24 protein-coding genes, 1 pseudogene and 2 riboswitches are annotated in these 24,677 nt (G+C 50.2%); of the genes and pseudogenes, 14 read left to right on the plus strand and 11 right to left on the minus strand.

Annotated features, from left to right (window positions below):
• Positions 1–31: 31 nt before the first annotated feature.
• Positions 32–216: riboswitch (cobalamin riboswitch) on the minus strand.
• A gap of 69 nt (positions 217–285) precedes the next feature.
• Positions 286–480, plus strand: a riboswitch (cobalamin riboswitch).
• A gap of 65 nt (positions 481–545) precedes the next feature.
• The 6 genes and pseudogenes from T433_RS14950 to cbiB all read left to right on the plus strand — a co-directional run bounded on the left by T433_RS14950 (position 546) and on the right by cbiB (position 8,493).
• Positions 546–2,705: a TonB-dependent receptor domain-containing protein gene (locus tag T433_RS14950; protein WP_248616500.1), complete on the plus strand. Its 2,160-nt coding sequence runs from the start codon at positions 546–548 to the stop codon at positions 2,703–2,705.
• 35 nt (positions 2,706–2,740) lie between these two features.
• Positions 2,741–4,009, plus strand: coding sequence for a hypothetical protein (locus T433_RS0107890; RefSeq protein ID WP_027455425.1), 1,269 nt, complete (start codon positions 2,741–2,743; stop codon positions 4,007–4,009).
• Between the two features lie 5 nt (positions 4,010–4,014).
• Positions 4,015–4,728 (plus strand): precorrin-2 C(20)-methyltransferase, encoded by a 714-nt coding sequence (gene cobI, locus T433_RS0107895; RefSeq protein WP_027455426.1) that lies wholly within the window; start codon positions 4,015–4,017, stop codon positions 4,726–4,728.
• A 16-nt stretch (positions 4,729–4,744) separates the two neighbouring features.
• Positions 4,745–6,025 (plus strand): annotated as a pseudogene (locus tag T433_RS16490) (cobyrinic acid a,c-diamide synthase CobB); the annotation flags it as partial.
• 111 nt (positions 6,026–6,136) lie between these two features.
• Positions 6,137–7,540 (plus strand): cobyric acid synthase, encoded by a 1,404-nt coding sequence (locus tag T433_RS0107900; RefSeq protein WP_044109499.1) that lies wholly within the window; start codon positions 6,137–6,139, stop codon positions 7,538–7,540.
• Positions 7,537–8,493 carry an adenosylcobinamide-phosphate synthase CbiB gene (gene cbiB / locus T433_RS0107905; RefSeq protein ID WP_027455428.1) on the plus strand — a complete coding sequence of 319 codons (957 nt, stop codon included), beginning with the start codon at positions 7,537–7,539 and terminating at the stop codon, positions 8,491–8,493. The genes T433_RS0107900 and cbiB overlap by 4 nt, the downstream gene beginning before the upstream one ends.
• On the opposite strand, the gene cobS is transcribed toward cbiB, so the two are convergent.
• Genes cobS through cobU form a run of 3 tightly spaced genes read right to left on the minus strand, consistent with a single transcriptional unit; the run spans position 8,463 to position 10,767 of the window.
• Positions 8,463–9,245, minus strand: a complete 783-nt coding sequence (gene cobS, locus T433_RS0107910; protein WP_027450179.1) for an adenosylcobinamide-GDP ribazoletransferase — start codon at positions 9,243–9,245, stop codon at positions 8,463–8,465. The two genes, cbiB and cobS, sit on opposite strands and share 31 nt — an antisense overlap.
• Before the next feature lies 1 nt (position 9,246).
• On the minus strand, positions 9,247–10,257 hold the full coding sequence (cobT, locus tag T433_RS0107915; RefSeq protein WP_027455429.1) for a nicotinate-nucleotide--dimethylbenzimidazole phosphoribosyltransferase: 1,011 nt from the start codon (positions 10,255–10,257) through the stop codon (positions 9,247–9,249).
• Positions 10,258–10,260: 3 nt separating this feature from the next.
• A complete protein-coding gene (cobU, locus tag T433_RS16745; RefSeq protein WP_027455430.1) occupies positions 10,261–10,767 on the minus strand; it encodes a bifunctional adenosylcobinamide kinase/adenosylcobinamide-phosphate guanylyltransferase in 507 nt (168 codons plus the stop codon).
• 72 nt (positions 10,768–10,839) lie between these two features.
• Here cobU and cobJ point away from each other — a divergent pair, with 72 nt between their 5' ends.
• The 8 genes from cobJ to cobM all read left to right on the plus strand — a co-directional run bounded on the left by cobJ (position 10,840) and on the right by cobM (position 18,565).
• Entirely contained in the window at positions 10,840–12,276 is a 1,437-nt protein-coding gene (gene cobJ / locus T433_RS0107925; RefSeq protein ID WP_027455431.1) for a precorrin-3B C(17)-methyltransferase, read from the plus strand.
• Positions 12,277–12,399: 123 nt separating this feature from the next.
• The gene (locus T433_RS0107930) at positions 12,400–12,924 is read left to right on the plus strand and encodes a DUF4252 domain-containing protein (protein ID WP_027455432.1); all 525 of its coding nucleotides are present in this window, start codon (positions 12,400–12,402) and stop codon (positions 12,922–12,924) included.
• Positions 12,925–12,930: 6 nt separating this feature from the next.
• Positions 12,931–13,443 (plus strand): RNA polymerase sigma factor, encoded by a 513-nt coding sequence (locus tag T433_RS0107935; protein ID WP_027455433.1) that lies wholly within the window; start codon positions 12,931–12,933, stop codon positions 13,441–13,443.
• The gene (locus T433_RS0107940) at positions 13,431–13,844 is read left to right on the plus strand and encodes a hypothetical protein (RefSeq protein WP_027455434.1); all 414 of its coding nucleotides are present in this window, start codon (positions 13,431–13,433) and stop codon (positions 13,842–13,844) included. Before T433_RS0107935 ends, T433_RS0107940 begins: the two co-directional genes overlap by 13 nt.
• A gap of 1 nt (position 13,845) precedes the next feature.
• Complete coding sequence (locus T433_RS0107945) at positions 13,846–14,313, plus strand: DUF4252 domain-containing protein (RefSeq protein ID WP_027455435.1); 468 nt, start codon at positions 13,846–13,848, stop codon at positions 14,311–14,313.
• Positions 14,314–14,325: 12 nt separating this feature from the next.
• A complete protein-coding gene (locus tag T433_RS0107950; protein WP_027455436.1) occupies positions 14,326–15,585 on the plus strand; it encodes a bifunctional cobalt-precorrin-7 (C(5))-methyltransferase/cobalt-precorrin-6B (C(15))-methyltransferase in 1,260 nt (419 codons plus the stop codon).
• A complete protein-coding gene (locus tag T433_RS0107955) occupies positions 15,582–16,721 on the plus strand; it encodes a hypothetical protein (protein ID WP_027455437.1) in 1,140 nt (379 codons plus the stop codon). Before T433_RS0107950 ends, T433_RS0107955 begins: the two co-directional genes overlap by 4 nt.
• Positions 16,718–18,565, plus strand: coding sequence for a precorrin-4 C(11)-methyltransferase (gene cobM / locus T433_RS0107960; protein WP_027455438.1), 1,848 nt, complete (start codon positions 16,718–16,720; stop codon positions 18,563–18,565). Before T433_RS0107955 ends, cobM begins: the two co-directional genes overlap by 4 nt.
• A 21-nt stretch (positions 18,566–18,586) precedes the next feature.
• Here cobM and ftsZ read toward each other — a convergent pair whose 3' ends face one another.
• From ftsZ to T433_RS15915, 8 genes are all read right to left on the minus strand, one after another.
• Positions 18,587–19,846, minus strand: a complete 1,260-nt coding sequence (ftsZ, locus tag T433_RS0107965) for a cell division protein FtsZ (protein WP_027455439.1) — start codon at positions 19,844–19,846, stop codon at positions 18,587–18,589.
• 3 nt (positions 19,847–19,849) lie between these two features.
• Positions 19,850–20,431 carry a hypothetical protein gene (locus T433_RS0107970; RefSeq protein ID WP_155808430.1) on the minus strand — a complete coding sequence of 194 codons (582 nt, stop codon included), beginning with the start codon at positions 20,429–20,431 and terminating at the stop codon, positions 19,850–19,852.
• A gap of 220 nt (positions 20,432–20,651) precedes the next feature.
• Complete coding sequence (locus tag T433_RS0107975) at positions 20,652–21,482, minus strand: hypothetical protein (protein WP_027455441.1); 831 nt, start codon at positions 21,480–21,482, stop codon at positions 20,652–20,654.
• 210 nt (positions 21,483–21,692) lie between these two features.
• Positions 21,693–21,995 carry a DUF6804 family protein gene (locus T433_RS0107980; protein ID WP_027455442.1) on the minus strand — a complete coding sequence of 101 codons (303 nt, stop codon included), beginning with the start codon at positions 21,993–21,995 and terminating at the stop codon, positions 21,693–21,695.
• A gap of 6 nt (positions 21,996–22,001) precedes the next feature.
• Entirely contained in the window at positions 22,002–22,304 is a 303-nt protein-coding gene (locus T433_RS0107985) for a hypothetical protein (protein WP_027455443.1), read from the minus strand.
• The gene (locus T433_RS16495) at positions 22,285–22,440 is read right to left on the minus strand and encodes a hypothetical protein (protein ID WP_155808432.1); all 156 of its coding nucleotides are present in this window, start codon (positions 22,438–22,440) and stop codon (positions 22,285–22,287) included. The genes T433_RS0107985 and T433_RS16495 overlap by 20 nt, the downstream gene beginning before the upstream one ends.
• Positions 22,441–22,469: 29 nt before the next feature.
• Complete coding sequence (locus T433_RS0107990; protein WP_155808433.1) at positions 22,470–23,117, minus strand: hypothetical protein; 648 nt, start codon at positions 23,115–23,117, stop codon at positions 22,470–22,472.
• A 200-nt stretch (positions 23,118–23,317) separates the two neighbouring features.
• Positions 23,318–24,676 carry a DUF4407 domain-containing protein gene (locus T433_RS15915; RefSeq protein ID WP_027455445.1) on the minus strand — a complete coding sequence of 453 codons (1,359 nt, stop codon included), beginning with the start codon at positions 24,674–24,676 and terminating at the stop codon, positions 23,318–23,320.
• Between the last annotated feature and the right edge of the window lies 1 nt (position 24,677).

Here is a 24,677-nt window from a genome sequence, read left to right on the forward strand (position 1 = left end):
GCACCATATGCTCTTACATCGAAAGCATATCGGCAATTTCCTACAAGAGGCTGGTCTTCTGACTTTCCTCCACTCTCAAGCGCCTTCTCGTCCAAATGGACAATGGCGTTTATGCTTAAGAGCCATAATGGAGTTCACAGCTGCGGGACAGTTGGAGATTTTCACCCCTATTCCCAATTAAGCGCGGCTAAGCGCACCTCTGTGGGCAGTGTTTTTTTACAACATTGCGGGTGCAAAGTTACACTTTTTTTTGAACAAACAACAACTTTAGTCAAAAAAATGTTGTACCTTTGCTGCCGATTTGGTGATTCCTCCGTGTTTCACTGGGGAAGAGAGGGAATCAGGTGTAAAACCTGAACAGTGCCCGCTACTGTAATCTTCATTATGGAAAAGTCAACAGAAAGCCACTGAAGCTACTTCGGGAAGGCAGACTTTTTTGAGGGAGAGAGTCAGGAAACCTGCCAAAGAAGGGAGCAGACAATGTTTGCTCTACAAACAAAACAGATACAACGTGGATGCCTCGGGACAAGGCCCAACAGTTAACAATGAAAACAACTACCCACATTATCCTTGCGATGATGCCCATCATGCTGTGGATTGGCGGTATGACGACAGCCTCAGCACAGAAGTCACGGAAGAGCCACATGCGCGATTCTGTGACCCTATCCGATGTGACCATCACCGGCAAGAGCAAAATACAACAACTGCGCGAAGGTGCGCTGACAGTGAATGCCGTTGACATTCGCTCTTTTGCAGGCAGCATCAACAATCTGAACAACATTATCGATCGAACGGCAGGGGTTAAGATTCGCGAGGAAGGCGGGCTGGGTTCCGACTTCGACTTGAGCATCAATGGTATGTCTGGCAATGCCGTGCGCTACTTTATCGATGGCATTCCCCTCGACGTAAAAGGCTCGGGTGCCACACTGGCCAATCTGCCCATCAGCCTCATCGACCGTGTAGAGATATATAAAGGTGTGGTGCCTGTCTGGTTGAACAGCGATGCACTGGGTGGCGCCATCAACATAGTCACCAATCAGCGAAAGTCCAACTATCTGGATGTGTCTTATGGCGTAGGTTCTTTCCACACCCATAAGGCCGACTTCAACGCACAATATATCTTCAAGAATGGACTGACCATCCGCCCTACCCTTGGCTTCGACTATTCCAAAAACGACTACACAATGAAAGGTGTGGAACTGTGGGACGAGGCTGTGCGAAAATACCTTCCTCAAAACCGCAAGCGCTTTCACGATGACTACCTTTCTTTCATAGGTCAGATGGAAGTGGGGGTCAAAGACAAATGGTGGACAGACGAATTCTTTATCAGCACCAGCTACCTGCAGACCAACAAGGAACTGCAGACCGGACAGGTACAGACACGCGTCATCGGTATGGCTGAGCGCAATACTACGGCCTGGAGCGTTGGTGCCCGCTACCAGAAGCGCCACTTCCTGACGGAAAACCTTAGCGCCAACCTTTCCTTTTCACATACCTGGGACCATTCTATAGCAACGGACACTGCCCATCGCCAATATGACTGGAATGGCGATTATATTTATAGCGGACGCAACGAGATTAACGGCAGGAATTTCCAGTTACGACATATCAAACGTCCTACAACGGTGGTTCGTGCCGAATTGAACTATCATCTTTCCGACCAACACATGTTTGATTTCACCTACACCATGAATCGCATTGGCAATCATCGATGGGACGAAGTGGATAAGGAGTTTACACCGGCTAACGATGTGTTGGCCAAACATATCATTGGCTTGGCATACAACCAGTCACTGTGGCAAGGCAGAATGTATAACACATTCTTTCTCAAAGACTACATCAACCACCTGTCAGTGGAACAAACCGACTTGGCTTTCCTCACTAACTCACGCGACGTCAAGGGCAGCAACACCAAGAACCATTTTGGCGGTGGCATCGGTACTCGGCTCGAAATTCTCAAGTCGCTGACCATCAAAGCCAGCTATGAGCACAGCACTCGCCTGCCCCTGGCACGTGAACTACTAGGTAACGGGACCACCATTTATGCCAACATGGCTTTGAAGCCCGAGAGTAGCGACAACCTGAACATAGGACTATTCGGCACCCTACGCAGCGGACAACACACATTGTTCTATGAGGCAAACGGTTTCCTTCGCTATGTGGACAACTACATTCAGCCACAGATAGCCGAAAAAGAAGGAATGATGCAATACAGCAACGAACCTGCCGTACATATCAAAGGTATGGAGGGAGAAATACGCTACGACTGGGACAGCAGGTTACAACTGATAGGAAACATCAGTTGGCAGGATGCACGCAACCGTCTGCGCTACTTAGACAACGGACAACGGAATGCCACTTTCAACAACCGGGTGCCCAACCGCCCATGGTTGTTTTCATCGGCAGAGGTGCGCTACACGCTAAAAGATGTCTTTCAAAAAAATGACCACCTGTCACTCTGCGCCGACCATCAGTGGGTACACGGGTTCTTTCTCTCTTGGGAAGCCTATGGCAGCAAGAGTACCAAAGCACGTATTCCCGAGAAAAACATCGTAGGTGCCAACGCCACTTACACCTGGCACAACCGCCGCTACAGCATCTCGTTGGATTGCGAGAACATCTTCGACGCCACCGTTTACGACAACTATAAGTTGCAGAAACCAGGACGCACCCTGTTTGCCAAATTCAGACTATTATTACAATAAATATTTTCAACTTAATTAATCAGAAATACAAGACAATGAAAAAGCTAAGTTTCATTCATTCACTGATGGCAGTACTACTGATGACTGCCTCTTTCACCGCTTGCGAAGACGACGAAACAAGTAATGAACAAACCAAGGAAGAGAGCACCGCTCACTACGACCTGACCTGTACAGTCGGCAAGTACGGCGGTATGAGCAAAACCGAGACCCACATCACACTAAGCACTGCGTCGCTGAGCAATCCCGACACGCTGATATCTTTCGATGGCAATGGTGTCGAGATTACCGATTATACTATTGAGAGCATCTACGATGATGAGTTCATGTATCAGGTTCCTTCTTCTAAGGATCGTTTCTCAAAGTTGAAGTTGAAAGACAACCAGCTGATGGTCATACAGGAGCAGAAGTTCGATAAGAACACCTATGCTCCACGTAACTACACCCACGCATGGCTCAACAAGAACACCTTGCTCATCATGTCAACCGACGATGCTCACACCAAGGTGATATGGACCAAGCTGAACACCACCGATATGAGCATCATCGCCGAAGGAACCGTTGCCGGTATTCAGGTGGCAGAGGGTTACAACGTGCTTTCGACCAGTGGTTTGTTGGCCTATCGTAAGAGCGACAACAAACTGTTCTATTTCTACAACAACAAAGGTGTGACCAGCGGAAGCAACAAGAGCACCAACGAGCCCTTCTTCCGTATTGCTGTGATCAACCCTGAGAGCATGGAGGTAGAGCAGGAGATTATCAATAAAGAAGCTGCCCAGATGCAAGGTTCTGCCTATGGCGAACTGCTGCAGGATTTCATCTTCTTCGATAAAGACGACAACCTGTATCTCACGGCTTTCAACACCGTCAGCAAAAAGAATTATGGTTGCCTGCTGCGCATCAAGAAGGGTGAGTACGACTTCGAAGCCGGCTACAATGCTTTCCCCGATACCAAAGGCAAGATTCTAACCATCCAGTATCTGGGCGGCGACAAGGCACTGGTTTACTCTGGCGACAACACCGTGGGCACTGGCATCCAGGACGTGGCTTACTATTACTCTGTTGTTGACCTGAACGCCAAGACAGCTACTCGTTTGCAGTACAACGGTGAAGATTTGCCCTACAGTGCCGGCAGTTTCTCTCAGCGTTCTGTTTACAACGCCAAGGAGAATAAGGCATATTTTGGCATCAGCAACGACACCGAGAACCGCATCTACATCTACGATGTGGCCACTGGCAGCGTGACAAAAGGTGCCCAGTTGGCGTCTGGTATCTACTTCGATCAGATTCGTTTCTTTGAAAAATAAAACGTATGACTCCTATCACATTCCTATCGCTGGGACCTGGTGACCCCGAGTTGCTGACATTGAAAGCTGTAAAGACGCTAAAAGAAGCCGACATTGTCATGGTGCCTGCGACAAGAAGTACTGAGGGGACATTGCGATCACGTGCCACCGAGATTATTGGCGAGTGGTGCGACAACAACCGCCTGAGGGTCTTCGAGCTGCCTATGCTCAAGGACCGTCAGGCGGTTTCTTTGGTTTACGATGCCATCTACAACGATTGTGCCAAGTGTTACCATGAGGACCAACGGGTGGTTGTTGCCGTCGAAGGCGATGTCAGCATCTATGCCTCCATCCACTACGTGATGGACCGACTTCAGAGTCAAGGCATACCCACTGTTCAGTCGGCCGGCATCCCTTCGTTTATTGCTGCCGCTGCCGAGGCAGGACTCTCGCTGGTTAGTCAGCAACAGCGACTCACCATTCTCCCAGGCGATGCCGATATAGAAACGCTTCGTCAGCTATTGGATAGTAATCATGTGGTCGTCGTAATGAAACTCTCGCAATGTCAGGAGGTAGTGAAGAGTCTGTTGCAGCAAGAAGCACATATCACATGCCATTATTTCGAGAATGTAGGTATGTCGAATGCTTTCCACACCACCAATTTTGAGGAAATCATAGCCCGACAGATGCCTTATTTCTCAATTTGCATCCTTTCGGCTTCTCCAATTCAGAATAAATAACTATCTTTGTCGCCGTATGAAGTCCGCTTTTCTCATAGCAGCCCCCACTAGCGGCAGCGGGAAGACCACCATAGCCCGCGGCCTGATGGCCCTTTTCACTGCGAAGGGCTATAAGGTTCAGCCATTCAAGTGTGGGCCTGACTATATAGATACGAAGTTCCATGAGGCAGTATGCGGCACCCCCAGTGTCAACCTCGACACGTTTATGGCTACACCAGAGCATGTCAGCGAATTGTTTTCGCACTATGGCGACCAAGCCGACATCTGTATCGTTGAGGGCATGATGGGACTCTTCGACGGCTACGACCGCGACATGGGGTCGTCGGCAGAGATCGCTCGCACACTCGATATCCCCGTCATTTTGGTCGTCGATGCCAAGAGCGCTGCCTATTCTATGGCACCACTACTAAAGGGTTTCCTGCAGTTCGACCCACGGGTACGCATCAGCGGTATTATATTTAATAAGGTGGGGTCCGACCGCCACTATCACATGTTGCAGCAGGTGTGCCAGGATGTGGGCATCTGCTGTCTAGGCTATCTGCCCAAGAGTCAGGCTTTGGAGACGGGCTCACGCTATCTGGGGCTCGACTTCTCGGAAGATACCAGCAGCGACGAACTGCTCGCACTGATAGAAAGCCATGTGGATTGGAAAACACTTGTTTCGGAAGAGAGTAAGTTTAGTTACAGCAAACCTACAGTTTCGTTACGGCAAAGTGCCACTTTAGTTACGGCAAAGTGCCAGTCCGCCGTAACTAAACCTACACGCCCCGAAAAGGTGCTGATAGCCCGCAACAAGGAATCGTTCTCATTCCTCTATACAGAGGTCATCGACAGTTTCGCTCAACCACAGTTTTTCGATCCCGAGACCGACACGCCAGACCTCACCGATATAGACCTCCTTTACCTGCCCGGAGGCTACCCCGAGAAGCATCTCGAGGCACTGGTGCAGAACGAATCCTGCCGAGAGGCCATCCGCAACTATGCCTTGCGGGGCGGACACATCATTGCCGAATGTGGTGGCATGATGTATCTGTGTGAAAAGATACTCACCGACGAGGGCGAATATCCCATGTGCGGCGTTCTGCCCCACCGTATTTCAGCTCGTAGTGCAGACCGTAAGTTGTCGCTGGGCTACCGCCACTTTGAACTCGACGGAAAAGAATATCGCGGTCACGAGTTCCACTACACCCAATTCACAGAAACACCTGAAAGCATCACACAGGTCTATAACGCTAAAGGCGAACCCGTGGCAACGCCCGTATTCAAATGGAAAAACGTATTAGCCAGTTATACCCATCTCTACATGTCCCCTAAGTTAGGGGACGATAGGGGTCTGAACAATCACAAAGAAACTGCCTCTTCAGACCCCCTGCCCCCTAACTTAGGGGGTAAAGGGTTACACCCCATCATGTTGGCAGGCACAGGCAGTGATGTAGGCAAAAGCATCATTGCAGCTGCCTTCTGTCGCATCTTCAAGCAAGACGGCTACCAACCGGCTCCCTTCAAAGCTCAAAACATGGCACTCAACTCCTATGCCACACCCGACGGCTTAGAGATAGGACGTGCTCAGGCCGTACAGGCTGAGGCCGCCGGCATTGCTTGTCATACGGACATGAACCCGCTACTGCTGAAGCCCAGTTCCGACCACACCTCGCAGGTGGTGCTCAACGGGCGCCCCGTTGGCAACAAGGATGCCTACGACTACTGGCGCACGGGCACGGGGTTCGACTACCGCCGAGCTGTATGCGAAGCCTTCGACCGTTTGGCAGCGCGCTATAATCCCATCGTGATGGAGGGAGCTGGCAGCATTGCCGAAATCAATCTGAAAGACCGCGACCTGGTCAACATGTCGATGGCTCGCCATGCCCATGCCGACGTGATTCTTGTGGCCGACATCGACCGCGGTGGCGTCTTTGCCTCGGTCTATGGCAGCATCATGCTGCAAGAACCCGAAGACCGCCAGCGCATCAAGGGCATCATCATCAATAAGTTTCGTGGCGACATGCGCTTGTTTGACCAAGGACGCCAGATGTTGCAAGACCTTTGTGGCATTCCCGTTCTGGGCGTGGTGCCTTACTATCGCGACATCTTTATCGATGAAGAAGATAGCGTCAGTCTGGAGATGAAACGCCGCGAACTGGCCGAGGGCAAGGTAAACATTGCCGTGGTGCTGCTCAGACATATCAGCAACTTCACCGACTTCGACACCCTGGAGCGTGACCCACGCGTCAACCTCTTCTATACCAACAACACCGCTGATATTGCCCGGGCCGACATTATCATTCTACCCGGCACCAAAGCCACACTCGATGACTTGATGGAGTTGCGCCGCAACGGTTGTGCGCAGGCCATTCAGCGCGCCCATCGCAATGGCAAGACGGTAGTAGGCATCTGCGGTGGCTACCAGATGCTGGGACAGACCATCAACGACCCCGACGGCATTGAGGGAGGCAACATTACCTCTCTGCCGGGATTAGGACTTCTGCCTATCCACACCACGATGACCTCCGAGAAGAAGACCCAACAAATATCTTTCCAGTTCAACGGTCAGACCTGTCAGGGCTACGAGATTCATCAGGGCGTCAGCTCTACCGACGAGCCCATCCTGCAGACAGACCACTGCATCGGCACCTATATCCACGGTTTTCTGGACAACGCTCCCGTCATCGAGCATCTCCTCAAGGGCCTGACGACGACCGCCACGCCGACACAGAGTCTTGCCGATTTCAAAGAGGAACAATACAACAAGTTGGCCGACCACGTACGCCAACACGTGGACATGGCACGTATCTATCAAATCTTAAGCGAATGATTAAGGTTCTCTCACTACTCATTGGATGGGTCATGGACCTTCTTTTTGGCGACCCTGCTCGTTTGCCCCACCCCATTGTGTGGTTTGGCAAGACCATCGCCTTCTTCGAGCACAGACTAAACAAGGGGCCTCATCGCCAAATGAAGGGTGCACTCATGACCATTGGCCTTATCATATCAGTTTTTATTGTCGCATATCTCATCCGCCACTATCTCTTTTTCCTTCCCTTCAACATAGGAGTTATCTTCGACTCTGTCATCATCTTCTACTGTCTGGCTGGCACCACGCTGATTCGCGAGGTACGCGAGGTCTTTTTAGCCCTCGACCGTTCGCTGGACGAAGGCAGAACGCAGGTAGCACGCATCGTGGGTCGCGACACCTCCCAGCTGTCGGCCCAGGAGGTGCGCACAGCTGCCCTCGAAACGCTGGCAGAGAATCTCTCTGACGGTGTCATTGCCCCCCTCTTCTGGTTTGCCGTGCTGGGCGTGCCCGGCATGCTGGCATATAAGATGGTGAACACCCTCGACTCGATGATTGGCTACAAGACCAACCGCTATAAGGACTTCGGCTGCTGGGCAGCTCATATCGACGACGTGGCAAATTATCTCCCTGCAAGACTCACGGCAGTACTGATGATCTGCACGCCCCTGCACACATCATCAAAGCGAGGCTTCTTCATGCGGCTCTCTTTTATCCGGAAATACGGCCGTCAGCATGCTTCGCCCAACAGCGGCTATCCCGAGGCAGCCCTAGCCAGCATCCTTGACTGCCGGTTTGGCGGACCGCACTACTACTTCGGTGAACTGTTCTACAAACCGTTTATTGGCCAAAACGAACGCGAGCTGACCACTCAAGACATGAAAAAAGCCGTCCTGGTCAACAGAACGGCAGAGGTTATCATGGTCGTATTGGTAGCCTTGCGCTATATGGCTACGATGCTAACCACCACGTAGATGCTCAGTTCCACCAGCAGACACACCGCTCCACAACAATCGCCCGTATAGCCCTTAAGCTTACGCCTGATCAACAGGTAGAGGAAATACATCACCAGCGCTGGCACAAACAGCACCCATTCCCAGGCTATACGCGTATATAATAGGTAGAGCGCCATGGGCACCAGTCCCTGCAGGGCCAGTCCTACACCTGCCCACGTACTTATAGGCCGATACACCAACTTTATCTTTGCCTCCTCCTCACGGCGGGCATAGGGCAGCATCATCACCAGCTGACTGGTCACCATCTTGGCAAACGGATCGGCAGCCAGCACCGTCAGCGCAGCCCACTCAGGGCCCAACATGAACCACGAGGAAAATAGCAGCAACTCATAGCCCACCAGTCCGAGCACGCCATAGGTACCTATGTGCGAGTCTTTCATGATGCTCAGTATGCGCTGGCGGTCACTACCGCCACCACCAAACCCATCGCAGAAGTCAGCCAGTCCGTCTTCATGCAGTGCCCCCGTCAGCAGCAGTCTGACGATGATAGCCACGATGACAGTCGTCATGAAAGGCATCAGCAGACTGCCAAAGTAAAGCACCGCTGCCGTCACGCTGCCAGTGATCCATCCTGCTAGGGGCCACCACTCCACCACCGACTGGTAACTCTCCTTGCGGGGCTGATAGATGCGCCACAGCGGCAGTCGTGTAAAAAAGATCAGTGCCGCCCAAGGACGGTCGTACCAGGGCGTGTGCAAGCTCGATATCATATCAGAAGTATTTAGTTATCTTTGCGTCGTCAAAATTGTTCATCTCGTTCATCATCCTCACCGCCGAGTCTATCAGCGGATAGGCACACAGTGCACCGGTGCCCTCGCCCAGTCGCAGACCCAAGTTCAGTAGCGGGCGGGCGCCCAACAGGTCCAGCATCCGGCGGTGTCCACTCTCATCGCCGCAGTGGGTAAATATCATGTTCTTCTTCACCTCGGCATTCAGTTGCACGGCACCCAGGGCACATGCCGTCATGATGAATCCGTCAACCAATATCACCAGGTGCTGTTCGGCAGCGCGCAGCATGGCACCAATGGCTGTTATCATCTCGAAACCACCGAAGTAGCGCAGTGGCGATGGCTGCGGTGCAGGCAGCGCCAGATAGTTATCTACGGTCTGTCGCAGCACCTTGTACTTGTGCTGCACGCCCGCGCTGTTCAGTCCCGAGCCCGCGCCGATGCAGTCTTCCAGGGGGATGTTGCCATAGAGGTGCATCCAGATACTGCTGGGCGATGTATTGCCAATACCCATCTCACCGATACAAATCACGTTGCACCCCTCTGCCACACAGTCGTCCACCAGTTGGGCACCCACGTTCAGAGCCTCGTTGTACTGCGCCTCCGTCATGGCAGGTTCATGCAGGAAGTTCTGCGTGCCACGTGCAATCTTGCGATTCATGATGCCCGCCACACCCGACAGGTCATAATCCACCCCCACATCCACGATGCGCAGGTCGAACCCATGTTGTCGGCAGAACATGTTGCAGCCCCCGCCGCCATGGGTGAAGTTGATCATCTGTTGCCACGTCACCTCACGGGGCGACACGCTGACGCCCTCTCGCTCTATGCCGTGGTCGCCACCCAACAGCAGGTGACAGGGATGCTTCAGCACCGGTGTCAGCGTCTGTTGTATCAGGCACACCTGCATGGCCAATTCCTCCAGTCGTCCCAGCGATCCCTTCGGTTTGTTCAGGTTGTCTATTTTTTGTTGTATTGCGTCTTTCAGTTCCATGGTCTATTTGATTTTGACGGCAATGCCGCTCACCATCAGTATCACTTCGTCGGCCTTGCTGGCCACATACTGGTTCATCCAGCCCTGCAGGTCGGTAAAGTGTCGTTGCAGAGCATTCTCGCTCACGCCGCCACTGCCTATCTCGTTGGTCACAAAGATAAAGGTAGCATCCTGCGCCGTCAGACGGTCAAACTCGTCTTTTACCTCGCGTAAGGTCTGTTCCGTGGTCTTGTCGTCTGCCAGAAAGTTGGTGAGCCACAACGTGATGCAGTCCACCAACACCACGCGTCCTGTCACGTCGTGTCTGCTCAGCCAGCGTTCCTCCTCGATATTGGTCCACTGCGGCCCGCGCCTTTGTTGATGCTTTTCAACCCGCTGACAGAACTCTTCGTCCCACACATGGGCCGTTGCCATATACACAGGATGCATGCTCAGACTCAGTGCGAGAGCCTCTGCCTGTTCGCTTTTCCCCGAGCGCTGTCCACCCGTAATCAGAACTATTCTGCTCATTGTCCTGTAAAAATGATTCTTTTATGCTTTTTGCTTGCAAAGTTAATCATTTTTTGTATCTTTGCAAGCAATATGAAGAAAATAATCATAGCGGGCTTAGGCCCTGGAAGTCCAGAGGATATGACACCTGCCGTACTGCATGCCGTCAGTCAGGCCGATGCGGTAGTTGGCTATAAATACTACTTTCAGTTTGTTGAGCCATACTTGAAAGAAGGATGCGAGTGTGTAGATACTGGCATGAAGAAAGAGCGTGAACGTGCCGAGATGGCATTCCAACTGGCATTGCAAGAGAAGACCGTGGTGGTCATTTCCAGTGGTGATGCCGGCATCTATGGCATGGCGCCACTTATCTACGAGATGCAGCAGGAACAGGCTGCCGCCGATGTCGAGGTAACAGTATTGCCGGGCATTTCCGCCTTTCAGAAGGCTGCCTCGCTGCTGGGTGCTCCTATTGGTCACGACATGTGCATCATCTCGCTGAGCGATCTCATGACGCCATGGTCACTCATTGAGCGCCGTATCCGTGCTGCTGCCGTTGGCGACTTCGTCACGGCTGTCTATAACCCCAAGTCGCACGGACGCTACTGGCAGCTCTACCGTCTGCAAGAGCTCTTCTTGCAGGAGCGCAGTGCCGACACCCCCGTAGGCTATGTACGTCAGGCAGGGCGCGACGACCAGCAGGTCAAGCTCACCACCCTGGGTGCTTTCGACCCCGAGGAGGTGGACATGTTCACCGTTGTACTGATAGGCAACTCCCAGTCGTACATAAGCCTCACCCCCGCCCCCTCTCCAAAGGGCGAGGGGCGTAAGATCTTTATTACACCACGCGGGTACTACCGCGAGGAGAAGCAGGAAGACGTAAAGCCCGGCCAGTCTATCATGATGGAAAGCTTCCGCACCATTCTTTCCGAGATGCAGCACCCCGACGTGCCCCGCTGGCGCCTGTGGCCTTTGCTACATGCCATACATACCACCGTTGATTTCTCGATGGAAGACTGTCTGTGGATGGATGAGCGTGCCACCGAACTAATATATAATAAGGTGAAGGACGGCACCCTGAAGCACATCGTCACCGATGTCACCATGGCTGCCAGCGGCATCCGCAAGGGCGCCCTCGACCGTCTGGGCATCCAGGTGCATTGCTACATCAACGATGCCAAAACCAAACAGATGGCCGAAGAGAAAGGCATCACCCGCAGTCAGGCCAGCATGCAACAGGCTGCCGAGCAATATCCCGACGCACTCTATGTGGTAGGCAATGCCCCCACGGCACTCTTCGAGATTTGCGATCTGGTGCACAAGGGTAAGCTACATCCAGCCGGTATCATCGCCGCCCCCGTGGGTTTTGTACATGTGTGCGAGAGCAAGCATGCCGTCAAGACGTTGCGCCACATCCCCAAACTGATTGTCGAAGGACGCAAGGGCGGAAGTAATCTTGCCGCCACACTTTGCAATGCCATCTTAACCTTCGACGATGCCGAATGTTTGTCACCAGGCCGAGATATTTAGAAAAAAACGCCAGTCTCTGTAACAGACGCTACATTTTTTCCGTATGTACTAATAGAAGGGTTCATCGATGACGCTCTTGGAGAACAGAAAACAAAAGTCAATCATTAAAACATCCAAACAACAATGAAACACTCATTTATCAAGTATGTATCATGGAGAAATGTTAAGGCACTGGCTGTCTGCGTAGCACTGGTATTGGCCTGCATCACCGTCAACGCTCAGGCCAAGAGTTTCAAGAGTCTGTCAAAAATCGACGGCGTGACACATGTCCACATCCCCAAGTTCATGATCAAGCTGGCATCACACAATAACGAGGGACTTCATATTGGCAACAACATAAACATCGGCGACAAGTCGGGCGACATTCTGAAAAACATCAGCTCTATCGATGTGTTTACCTGTGAAGAGGAAAAAGCTGGCGAGCAACTGGCAGCGGATGCACATGCTCTCACCACTGGCAAAGACTGGGAGGTGCTGGTCAGTGCCAATGAAGATGGCGAGCGCGTAAAAATCTGTCAGAACACCAGTGGCAAGAACAACATCTTTGTCATTCTGGCCGAAGAGAAAAAAGAGGTGTCACTGGTTATCATCAAGGGCAAGCTGGACCTTGCCAAACTGATGGAACAAGACGAAGATAAAGCCGAATAGCCCGTCATGGACGCAAAGGAGTTCAAACAGCGGTTCTTGCCACACCATCAGTTTCTCTATCGGGTGGCTTACCACCTGACCGGACAGGCGCAGGATGCTGAAGACCTGCTTCAGGACCTCTACTTGAAGCTGTGGCAGAAACGCAATGAACTGCCAGCCGAGGCGGTGACCGAGGCCTACCTCGTCGCCATGATGCGCAACCTGTTCATCGACCAGCGCCGCCAGCACCGACTGGACACCTCGGCAGAGCTGAAGTGCGAAGACGGACCGCCCGACCAGCTGAACCTGGACCACCAGGTTGACGCCCGCGATGCAGTAAACCAGCTAGAAGGACTCATCCGGCAACTGCCCACCAGAGAGGCACAGATCATTCAGATGCACGAGGTGGAAGCACGCTCCTACGAGGAGATAGAACGCGACACCGGACTCTCGCAAGGTAATATCCGCATCATCGTGATGCGAGCCAAGAAAAAACTGAAACATCAATTTCAAAGTATCACTAAGACATGGACCAGCTGAATTTAAAACAACTCGAACAGATACCCATTCCTGAAGGACTCTCAGAACGTCTCTCTGCCAAGATCGACGAATGGGAGCAACAGGAACTGCAACAACAGCATGCTCGGCAGCACGCCAAACAGCGCAAGCTGTACCCCAGCATGTGGCGCATCACAGCCGTTGCCGCTTGCATGGCCCTCGTCTTTGGTGTGGGATATCACCTGCTGAGTCAAGACGAGTATCAGAATCTGGCCGAACAAGACACCTACCAGGATCCCGTCAAGGCACAACAAGAGGCCCAGCGTGCGCTCACACTGCTGGCTGTCAACCTGAACCGCGGCATGGGTCATCTGGAGAAGGCAAAAGCTCTGAGCGACAAGACAGAACGAACATTAAACGAACAATTAAACAACTTGAAATAACATGAAACAGTCTATCATAAGATTCTTCCTGTGCACGATGGTTGCCCTGTGCAGCCTCAGTGCCAACGCCCAAGTCAAGGCATTCGAAAAATATGCCGATGCCAAGAACGTCACCTACGTCTATATCTCGAAGTACATGCTGGGATTGGCCGGCAAGAATGCAGCTCCATCCATCCCCGGTGTCGATATCAAGACGCTGTCCGGCAAGTTGACCGGTATTCAAATCATCACCTGCGAGAATGCCGCCATACAGAAGAAACTGAAAGGCGAGGTCAAGAGCATCTTGGACAAAGACAACTACGAGTTGCTGATGCAAGTCAACGAAGACGACAGCAAGGTCAACATCTTCCACCACATAAACAAGTCGCAGTCAGCAGTGCTCATGCAGATCGAGGATGGCCAAGAGCTCACGCTGCTCGTCTTCTCGGGGCATTTCACCCTCGACGACGTGATGAAAATGACACAATAACCACCCGTCTGTATGAAGCAAAGATTTATCGTCATAGGTATCACCGACCATCCAGCCCCCTGGTTTCCGCCAGAGGTGCTGGATGTTATTCGTCATGGCAGCATCTTCTCTGGAGGCCGTCGCCATCACGAGATTGTAGCGTCATTACTGCCAGAAGATGCTCAGTGGATAGACATTACCGTACCCTTGGACAATGTCTTTGAACAGTACCGAGCCACATCAGAACAAGTTATTATCTTCGCCAGCGGCGACCCCTTGTTCTTTGGCTTTGCCAACACCATCCGCCGCAAGATGCCCGACGCCGAGATGGTGGTCTATCCCGCATTCAACTCGCTTCAGCTGTTGGCCCACCGCCTGCTACTGCCCTATCACGACATGCGCATCGTCTCGCTGACAGGACGACCCTGGCCACAGTTCGACCGTGCACTGATCGAACGGGCCGAGAAGATTGGCATCCTCACCGACCGCGAGCACACCCCTGCCGCCATTGCGAAGCGCATGTTGGAGTATGGCTACAATAATTATATTATGAATATCGGCGAGCATCTTGGCAACCCTCAATTAGAAACTGTCAGCACATGCTCCCTCGAGGAAGCCGCAAAGAAGGATTTCTCCACACCCAACTGCCTAATCCTAACAACTCCCCTCCCTCGCAGGGAGGGGCTGGGGGTGGGTCTCCTGGGCATGGGTCTCCCAGATGCTAAATTCACTTTACTCAACGGTCGCGAGAAGATGATTACCAAGATGCCCATCCGCCTGCTCACGCTTCAAGCCCTCGACCTCACCCATCGCCACACCCTGTGGGACATCGGTGCCTGCACCGGTAGTGTCAGCATCGAGGCTCGCCGCCTGTTTCCCCACCTCGAGATCCACGCCTTCGAGATTCGTCCTGAGTGCGAGGCCATCATCCAGGAGAACGCCCGCCGCTTTGGCGCCCCAGGCATCCACCTACACATCGGCGACTTCATGGCATACGACCTCTCACCTCTCACCTCTCACCTCTCACCTCTCACCTCCCCCGACGCCATCTTCATCGGCGGACATGGTGGTCATCTGAAAGCAATCATAGAAAAGGTGCTGACCGTGTTGACCGACGATGGTATCATCGTATTCAATAGCGTCACCTCACCAAAGGTACCAACCAATAGTCGTGCGCTTTGGGACGAGGCCTGCCGGGACTTTGGACTTCAGCAGGGAGAACCGCTCCACATTCATCTCAACGACTATAATCCTATAGACATACTAACCGCCTCTAAACCACATATACTATGAGACAAGACATCGCCATCTACACACTGACGTCCGAACTGCACAACGAGCATGCCGTGACCACCATGACAACAGCTTTTCTGGAGAGTCTGGAAATAGACTATCTGCTGAAAGGCACCGACTATAGCGACTATGGCAGTCATGCGCTCAACCTGATATATGTCCGCACAGGTGGCACCGAAGGCATCTTCCGCCGTTTACTGCCTGAGCTGCAGGATAAGAGTCGCCGTCCGTTCTATCTGCTGACATCGGGAAAGAGCAACTCACTGGCCGCCTCGATGGAGATTCTGTCATTCCTGCGACAGCACAATATCGGTGGCGAGATTATACATGGCAACAGCGATTATATGTCGCGCCGCATCCAGCTCTTATCAAAGGTTGAAGAAGCCAGGAAGTCTCTTTTTGGCACGCGGCTGGGCATCATTGGTGCACCTTCCGACTGGCTTATCTCCAGCCATGCCGACAAAGCGAAGGTGAGAGAGAGGCTGGGAATAGAACTGATAGACATCCCCATGCAGGAACTGCTTGACGAGATTGGCGAGTCAAAACAGATATACCAGGCACTGAAGGTGCTCATCAACAGATATCAACTGCGGGGCTTTACCCTTCGGTGTTTCGATCTTCTCACCACCGTAAAAGATACGGGGTGCATGGCTTTAGCCAAACTGAACAGTGAAGGGTATGTGGCTGGTTGCGAGGGTGATGTTCCTGCCATGCTCTCAATGATGATTGTCCGTTCGTTGTTGGGGGTGTCAGGCTTTCAGGCCAACCCTTCGCGCATCGACCCGGAGACGGGCGAGCTGCTCTTTGCTCATTGCACCATACCACTTGACATGGTAGAGCGCTATGAGCTCGACACCCATTATGAGTCGGGCATCGGCACGGGCATACGTGGCTATATGAAAGAAGGCCCCGTCACCATCTTCAAGGTCTCGGGCGATCTCTCACGCCACTTCATCGCTGAAGGCCACCTGATTCGTAATGAGTCAAAGCCTGATCTTTGTCGCACCCAACAGGTGATACGTCTTACGGACAAGAATCTCACCAATAGTTATTTCCTCGCAGATCCAATCGGCAATCACCATATCATCATGCCTGGACACTGCCAAGAACTCTTAGAACAGCTTTTAGTAAAATGAACAGAATTTCCATCATACCAATAAGCGAGGCAGGCTGTGCCATCGCTGACACCTTGCAACAACATTTTCCATCGGCCCACATCGTGAGTCGCGACGCGGTCTCTACCTGCTGGAAGAGCTACGACGCCTTCATCTTTATCGGTGCCATGGGCATCTGCGTGCGCACCATCGCTCCGCTTGTTGCCGACAAGCACACGGACCCTGCCGTGGTCTGCATCGACTCATTGGGACAGAATGTCATTTCGGTTCTCTCTGGACATATCGGGGGCGCCAACGACCTGACGCGCGAGTTGTCGGCCCTGCTCAGCGCCCACGAGGTCATCACCACTCAGAGCGACTGTGCCGGACTGTGGGCGCTCGACACATTCCAAGAACGTTTCAACTGGCCCGTAGCCAGCGAGATTGAAGACATGAACGACTGCATCTTTGCCTTTGTCAACCGCAAGCCAACAGCCCTGTTGCTGGAAGCACGCGACGAAGGCACCGACTATCTGGAAGCAACCAAACCCGACCATGTCACCATCATCCACGACATCAGCGAGGCCGACCCACAGAGGTATCAGCTGCTGATTATCGTTTCGCCCTTCATACGCCATGCGCCCGATGGAATGCTTGAGCTTCATTTCGTGCCCATGATTGGCACCATCGGCTTCGGCCTGGCGCATCATCCGGCAGACTACCAAGCCATCCTGGGTGATATGCACGAAGCCCTTGCCCAGCAAGGCTTCCTGCCCTGTGCCCACCGCTATTGCACCATCGACGTAAAGCAAGACGAGCCCTTCGTGCAGTTGCTGCGTGAAGAGGGAAAAGAAGTGGTGTTCTTCAGCGCCGACGAGCTGTCACAGATCGACGTTCCCACACCAAGCTCCACCGTCCAGAAACACGTAGGCACGCCCAGCGTCTGCGAGGCAGCCGCCATCCTCGGCTCAGGCCATGGCACCCTCGTTGTGCCTAAGATAAAAGGAAAGAACTGGACAGCAGCACTGGGCCTCCCCCAACCCCTCCGAAGGAGGGGAGTGCCACAGGGGCTTGATGGATGTTCGTCAGATCTCCCCTCCTTTGGAGGGGTTGGGGGAGGCTCCCGAGGAGGATTTATTGAAATTGTTGGTGCCGGCCCTGGCGATCCCGATTTAATAAGTGTGCGAGGCAGGAAGATGCTGGAGCGTGCCGACCTGATTCTCTATGCCGGTTCGCTGGTGCCCAAGGCATTGACCGAGTGCCATAAGCCTGGTGCCGTGGTGCGCTCGTCGGCCGACATGAATCTGGATGAGCAGTGTGCCCTGATGAAGAAACACTACGAGCAGGGCCACTTCATTGTGCGCCTGCATACTGGCGACCCCTGCATCTTTGGTGCCATACAGGAACAGATGGCCTTCTTCGACCGCGAGGGCATGGCATACCACATCACCCCAGGCATTTCGTCGTTCCTTGCTGCCGCTGCCGAGTTGCAGAGTCAGTTTACCATCCCCGAGCGCTGTCAGACCATCATCCTCACCCGTGGCGAAGGTCGCACGCCAATGCCCGAGAAGGAACAGCTGCACCTCTTGGCTCGCAGCCAGAGCACCATGTGCATCTTCCTCTCTGCCGCCATTGTCGATGATGTGCAGCGCCAGCTGTTGCAGGAATATCCCGAGGACACCCCTGTTGCCGCCTGCTATCACCTCACCTGGCCCGACCAGCGCATCTATCGCGGTAAACTGAAAGACCTGGCGCGCCTTGTCCACGACAACCATCTCACGCTCACCACCATGCTCGTGGTAGGCGAAGCCATCGACAATCGTCAGGGACTCTCTGAGCTATACAACAAACACTTCACCCATCTCTTCCGAGAGGGTGAAGCGTAAATCACTATCCATCAATTCAGACTATTCCGTCACGGTGTTCATCAGGTTTCCCAACCACTTTTTCCACCTGTCTATCACCGTGACTTCTTTCTCTTCTTCTTTTGCAGCTGTGGTATCCTCTTGAACGACCACAGCTGGCTCTGGCTCCTCGGCCACCTTTACATCAAACGTAGGCTCCTGAGTGATCATGTCCCCCATGGTCGGTGTCTTCACCGGTGGACGATACAGTCCCTGTATCAGGTCCTCATAGTAGTCATCCTCATCGCGATGCACGTCGGTCCTCACCTCTTTTTCCAGCCGGTCTTCCATGCCCGTGGCCAGGATGGTCACCTTGGCATCCTCGCCCAGCGACTCGTCGGTAGCAGTGCCCCATATCACATCGATGTTCGGGTCCAGCTGGTCGAAGAAGTCATCGATCTCCTGCAGTTCGCGCACAAAAATAGGATGTTCGTCACTCGAGTAGATGTTAAACAGAATACGCTTCGCCTTGCCGATGTCGTTTCCATAGAGCAGTGGTGAGTCTAGCGCATTCAAGATAGCCTTCTCCACACGGTGTTCGCCACTGGCGCGTCCCATCGCCATGATGGCGCCACCGCCATCGCGCATGGTTGTCTCCACATCGCGGAAGTCACTCTTGATACCTCCATCACTGGGCATCACGATGAGTTCCGAAATGCCCTTCACCGCGTCCATCAGTATGTTGTCTGCCCTGTAGAACGCCTCTTTCACCGAGATATCCGAGTCGGAGTATACGTCGCAGAGTCGCTCGTTATTCACTATCAGCAGTGCATCTACGTTCTTGCGCAGCGCATCCACGCCCTTCAGCGCCTTGATAATTTTTCGTTTCTTCTCGAAGTAGAACGGGATGGTCACCACGCCCACCGTCAGCAGTCCCATCTCTTTGGCTATGCCAGCCACCACGGGTGCTGCTCCCGTACCGGTGCCGCCACCCATGCCGGCCGTCACAAACACCATCTTGGTGCTGTCGGCAAACAGTTTCTTGATGCCTTCCTTCACGCTCTCAGCTTCGAAGCGTCCCTTCTCAGGATTACCGCCCGCCCCCAGGCCTTCGCCCAACTGCAGTTTCACGGGTACCGGCGAACGCGACAACGACTGGCTGTCGGTGTTGCACACGGCATAGGTCACACCTTCCACGCCTTCCTTATACATGTTGTTCACCGCGTTACAACCGCCACCACCAACGCCTACCACCTTGATGATGCCCTGCATCTTGTCTTCCACGTTCTGCATGAACTGTTTCAGTATCTCGTTCTCGTCCATATCCTATTTCCCTTCTACGATGATTAATTCCCTTGGCAGCGTTATCAGTTTCAGCCGTTCGTACCACACGCGTCCGCCAATATGCTTCTGTGTGTGTCCACTGATGATATAGTAGCTGGCGCGATACTCGTCCATCAAGTTCAAGAACACCTTTTTGATTCTCGAACACTTCTCGTTGATGGCATTATCCAGTGGGTCCACCAGTTTATCCACGCTCTCCCCTATCTTCTCGCGGTCCATCCATCGCGCCGTCTTAGCATACAGCTCCATCAGCTCCTGCCTATAATCTCTCAGATGCTTAAACTCAATTCCTTCGGGATGGCGCAGAAACAACAGATATACCGCCTTGTGCACCGGCTGCAGTTCCACCTCTATATTATTATAGTCCGTCAGTATAAAGCGATAGTCGGCCGTGATGAGCAACCTTGACAGTCGTCCCCGAGCAGCCTCGATGCGCAACTCCTCTACCAGTGGCACGCCAATAGCCCGCAGCAGCAGGTCCTTTCTACCTGCCGCCACCAGTAGCTCCGTCAGTCGTTTCACCTCCAAAGCCATCTCTTCTGCCGTCTGCTGTTCACGCGCCATCACATTCATTTCGGCAACAAAGGTACAAAACAAATTCTATATACAAAAATCCTCGCAAGCCTTGCGAAAACAGAAAAGAAAATAAGCCTAGAATGGTAACCCCTCGGTATTTCTATACAGAAGGGCCATGGTTGTTTTCTTTCTGAGGTTTCTGACTCAGGAAGGAATATCACCGGTATAGTCAGAAAAGGAAGTTTCTCACTATGATATCAAAGACGCCCTATCTACGATAGACAAGATAGAACTGGTTGGGTCCTCCAATCTTGAACACACGCTTCTTGGGTGAAAACTCACTGGCACATTTCGTCTCATCCTTTACTAATTCTGTGGCTGCATTCTCCGAATAGTTCTTCACAGACTCCAGCCAAAAGGAGTTTTCAATAAATGTCAAGGGAGCAGGCCTCTTATCGAAAGAATAAGCGATGCGATTCTTGAAAGTCAACGGTGTTGTTGACAAGCTATAGTCTGCAAAGACAGCAGTTTTCGACGGGTAATCAATTTTGTTATCACACGTACTTGACGGTTTTTCACATATGCTATATCCTCCAATATACTTAAAGCTATGAGCAGGTATGCATATAACCTCTTGTTCCTTGGTCTCTACACCAGATGAAAAGCCATTCTTCTTTTCAGCGTTTAGACCTATGCCGAAGAGAGAAGATGCTACCGAGGAATACTGATTGGGCCACCATTTGCCCGCTACAGCATAAGCATTTGATACCGAGTAGCTGTAGCCTACGTTGACCGAAGAGAAAGACTGGTTAGTGAATGTTCTGTTTAAATAATAGTCGTGCGCTTCACCATCTTTTATAAAGAAAGTCTGCGTCATGTCTATAAAAATATCTTTGTCGGTTTTGTTTTTAAACACGAAACTCACAGACCCTTTCTCAGACCAAAGATTGTAGAGCACCTCGCAATCTTCGTTTTCAAATGCCAAGGTGTTTTCCTTTTGCGTTAAGTTTTCCGATTTCACAGTATACACCTGATAGAATGGTGTCATACATGAAGTCAGCATCAATGATGCCAGCAAGGCGTAGAATAGATTTTTCATAATAATATGCCTTAAAAAGTTTATAATAGATGTTTCTATTTGCAAAGATATGAGATTCAGACAATATATCCAAATAATTCGCCACACTTTCGATGCCGCAAGGCTTGCAAAAGACGCTTTCACACACGTCTCCAACGGCAAGAACCATTATTAATGTCTCCCAATTGTTCCTATTATGGATTTTGACCATTGACGGAGAAAGAACAATACTTATGCGTTTTCCTTTCCAGCCTCTCTTTCTCGAACAACTAGGATTATCAAGAATATAGCGACTAAAACATCTACAACATTCCAGATTACGCGTCCAAGTACAATCTTAAAGAAAGGCTGGAACAACAGAGCAAGACCTACAAACGTCCAAGCTAAAGAAGCCTTTCCCGCAGAATAATAGTTATAGGCCGAGGCACCAAATACCATCATTGCCACAAACCGCACCAGCATGAAGTACCCATAAGGCATAGGTGCAAGACATAGCAGCATCATGGTTGTAAGGACAATATAAATATGCTTCATAAATCATTAAATATCATCTCGTGTCAACATAGCAGCAGCACATATTCCATAACAGACAATTATTTCTACAAAAGTAATTACAGCACCGAAATAATACCAGAATCCAAGATCGATATCATCTATTATTAATTCGATTGGATCCAAAAATAAGATTCTGAAGTCTGAAATAACACCCAAAAAGAACCAAATAAGAGGTAAAGCGGCTATGCCTTTCGATCCTCTAACCAACCAAACAAGTCCCATTCCGATTAGCCATAAGATAGCCCATACTAATGGTAATAGGGCACCTCTAAACAAATCTAAACTCAACCAATTGTTCCAAGAAAGATTTGAAAAAAAAATGTGCAGCACCGCCAAAAAATACGATATGGAAAGAGTCCACCAAATGACTAAATAAAAATGCTGCAATAACCGCACCAAAAAATCTTAATACTTTTTGAATCATATTATATACCTACTTGCAAGCGTACCTATTTAGAATATTTCTCTTCTGTTACTGCCTTTAGTCTGGAAATTACCATCTCGTTGCAATTGAAGGACATAAACTAGGATACCGTTATTAATAGCTCGTGGATTGTCTTTTGAGTAAACCTCATCTTTTACAAAGCCACCCTTAATTCCATTGCCCATATCTTTATTAGGATTCCATCCTGTCCCGTAATAAAAGAATGTTTGGTATGTTCCATCAGGAATTGAAAGAAACAAAGTCGCTCCAGCTTTGATATATCCATGAGATATTACTTTTCCATCTGCATTATTCTTCTTGATGATAACCACGATGTCACTTTCACTTGGTGCTGTCACCTTTATACCCGAACATTGTTCATACGGGCATTTATAGTTCTTTCCATAATATATGGAATAAGGTGTAGCCCCTGTTGTTAGTGAATTGTACTCGTATTGTTTATCCTCTTCTGAGAGTTCATCTGACACAGAATAATCTTGAGAGACACTACTATTTTGGTAAGGAGAGTAGTTCGACTCCGTATTCTGTGTCGACGTACTTGTTGACGAATTAGAAGAGGATGACTCTTTACACTCGTTCACTAACAATGCAATTACCAAAACTATACACATTAAGCAACCACATCCACAGCTGTTTGAGTTATCGCGATATGCCATAATATAGTTTTTATTAGAACATCAATTATTTCATTTTGTCTTAAAGAGCATTCTCAAAATGGAGCTTCCTATTTTCCGCTCCAAACCTGCTTTAGATAGGGGAATGCCAGTTTCCCTCGCTAAACGTTGTTTGGCTTGGGTAATTCCCAAAGCTCGTTTCCACGAAAAACTAAGCCCTGGAATGGGTGTCGATTTCTTTGTCATGATCTATTTGTTATTTGAATATAAGCAGATGGATTTTCGTTTATTTTGGCAAGTTCTTCCTCTCGCCACTTTTCAATAGCCGTTTGAAGTAGCTCAGCCTGCGTCTTTGCAAGTCTTTCCATTAATTCTTTATTGGCAAGAACTTCAGCTTCCAATCTTTGACGATTCTTCTCTGTGGAGATTTGCACTTCTGTATTAATATTATCATTCAAGTCTGAGATTCTTTTGTCTGCTAAAACTGCAAACTTATGTTTCTCGGCTTCAAGGATCTTATCATATGAACCATCAGCAACCATCATACGCATGAATGTTGGAGCACATTCTATGATGATAAATAGCATTGAAATAAAGATGGCAGCCCACCATGTTGAATCGTCTTCTTTTAGACTACTATAAGCAGACATTCTACCTTGAAATCCATCATACTTATTACTGAGTTTAATCTTATTTACCTCTCTTGCATTATTAATTCTGTTATTAAGTTCTTCTATCTCTTTGTCCAAAATCGCAAGTTCTTTGTCTCTTCTTTCTCGATTTCTTTTAATCACATCTTCTCGGACATTGGATGCATCACTACCTTGTCTATCTAATTCGTCAATTTCTCTCGACAAAGAATTCCGTTGGACTGATAACTTGTTGATCTTTGAAGTTAAATTCTGATATTGATTAGGGTTGTCAATTTGAGAAACACTATTTCTTTGTATCTTAATTGTATTAATTTGACTTATAATCTGTTGTCTTTTGGTGTTTAATGCTTTCTTTTTAGCAGTTACTCCACTGTAGACGTCTTCCATTTTTTCACCTTCTATATCTGTTAAAGGTCGATTGAAAACTTCATCTCTTTTCACTTCTTTATCAGAAAGTTTTGCCTCATCTTCAGCTATAAGCAATTTGAGATCTTGATCCTTTAATTTTTCAATCTCAGCATCAATACTTTTCTCATAGATTTTCAATTCCAACGGAGTTGATATTACAATTCCAAGAAATATCGCCATAATAATTCTAGGAAGGCCCGAAAAGAACTCTTTCCAGCTTATTGTTTCCTTTCCATCGGAATACATTGTGTTTACAATAAGTCTATCAAGATTAAAGATAATCACGAATCCCCAAAATAGTCCAAATAGGAAAGAAATAATAGTATTCTCGAAAACTGTTGATATTGCATATCCTCCTGATAATGCAGCCATACAAGCGGTTGAAAAAATGGTACCACCCATACCTGCATATTTTGCATATTCTGTAGGGCACTGACGCAATATCTTTTTATTTGCACCAGCACACCACCACAAAAACTCATTATACCAATTACTTTTTTCAACAAACTCTGTTTCTATTATTGATTTCTTTTCTTCCATT

The organism is Xylanibacter brevis ATCC 19188 (assembly GCF_000621725.1).
In the GTDB taxonomy this organism is placed as follows: domain Bacteria; phylum Bacteroidota; class Bacteroidia; order Bacteroidales; family Bacteroidaceae; genus Prevotella; species Prevotella brevis.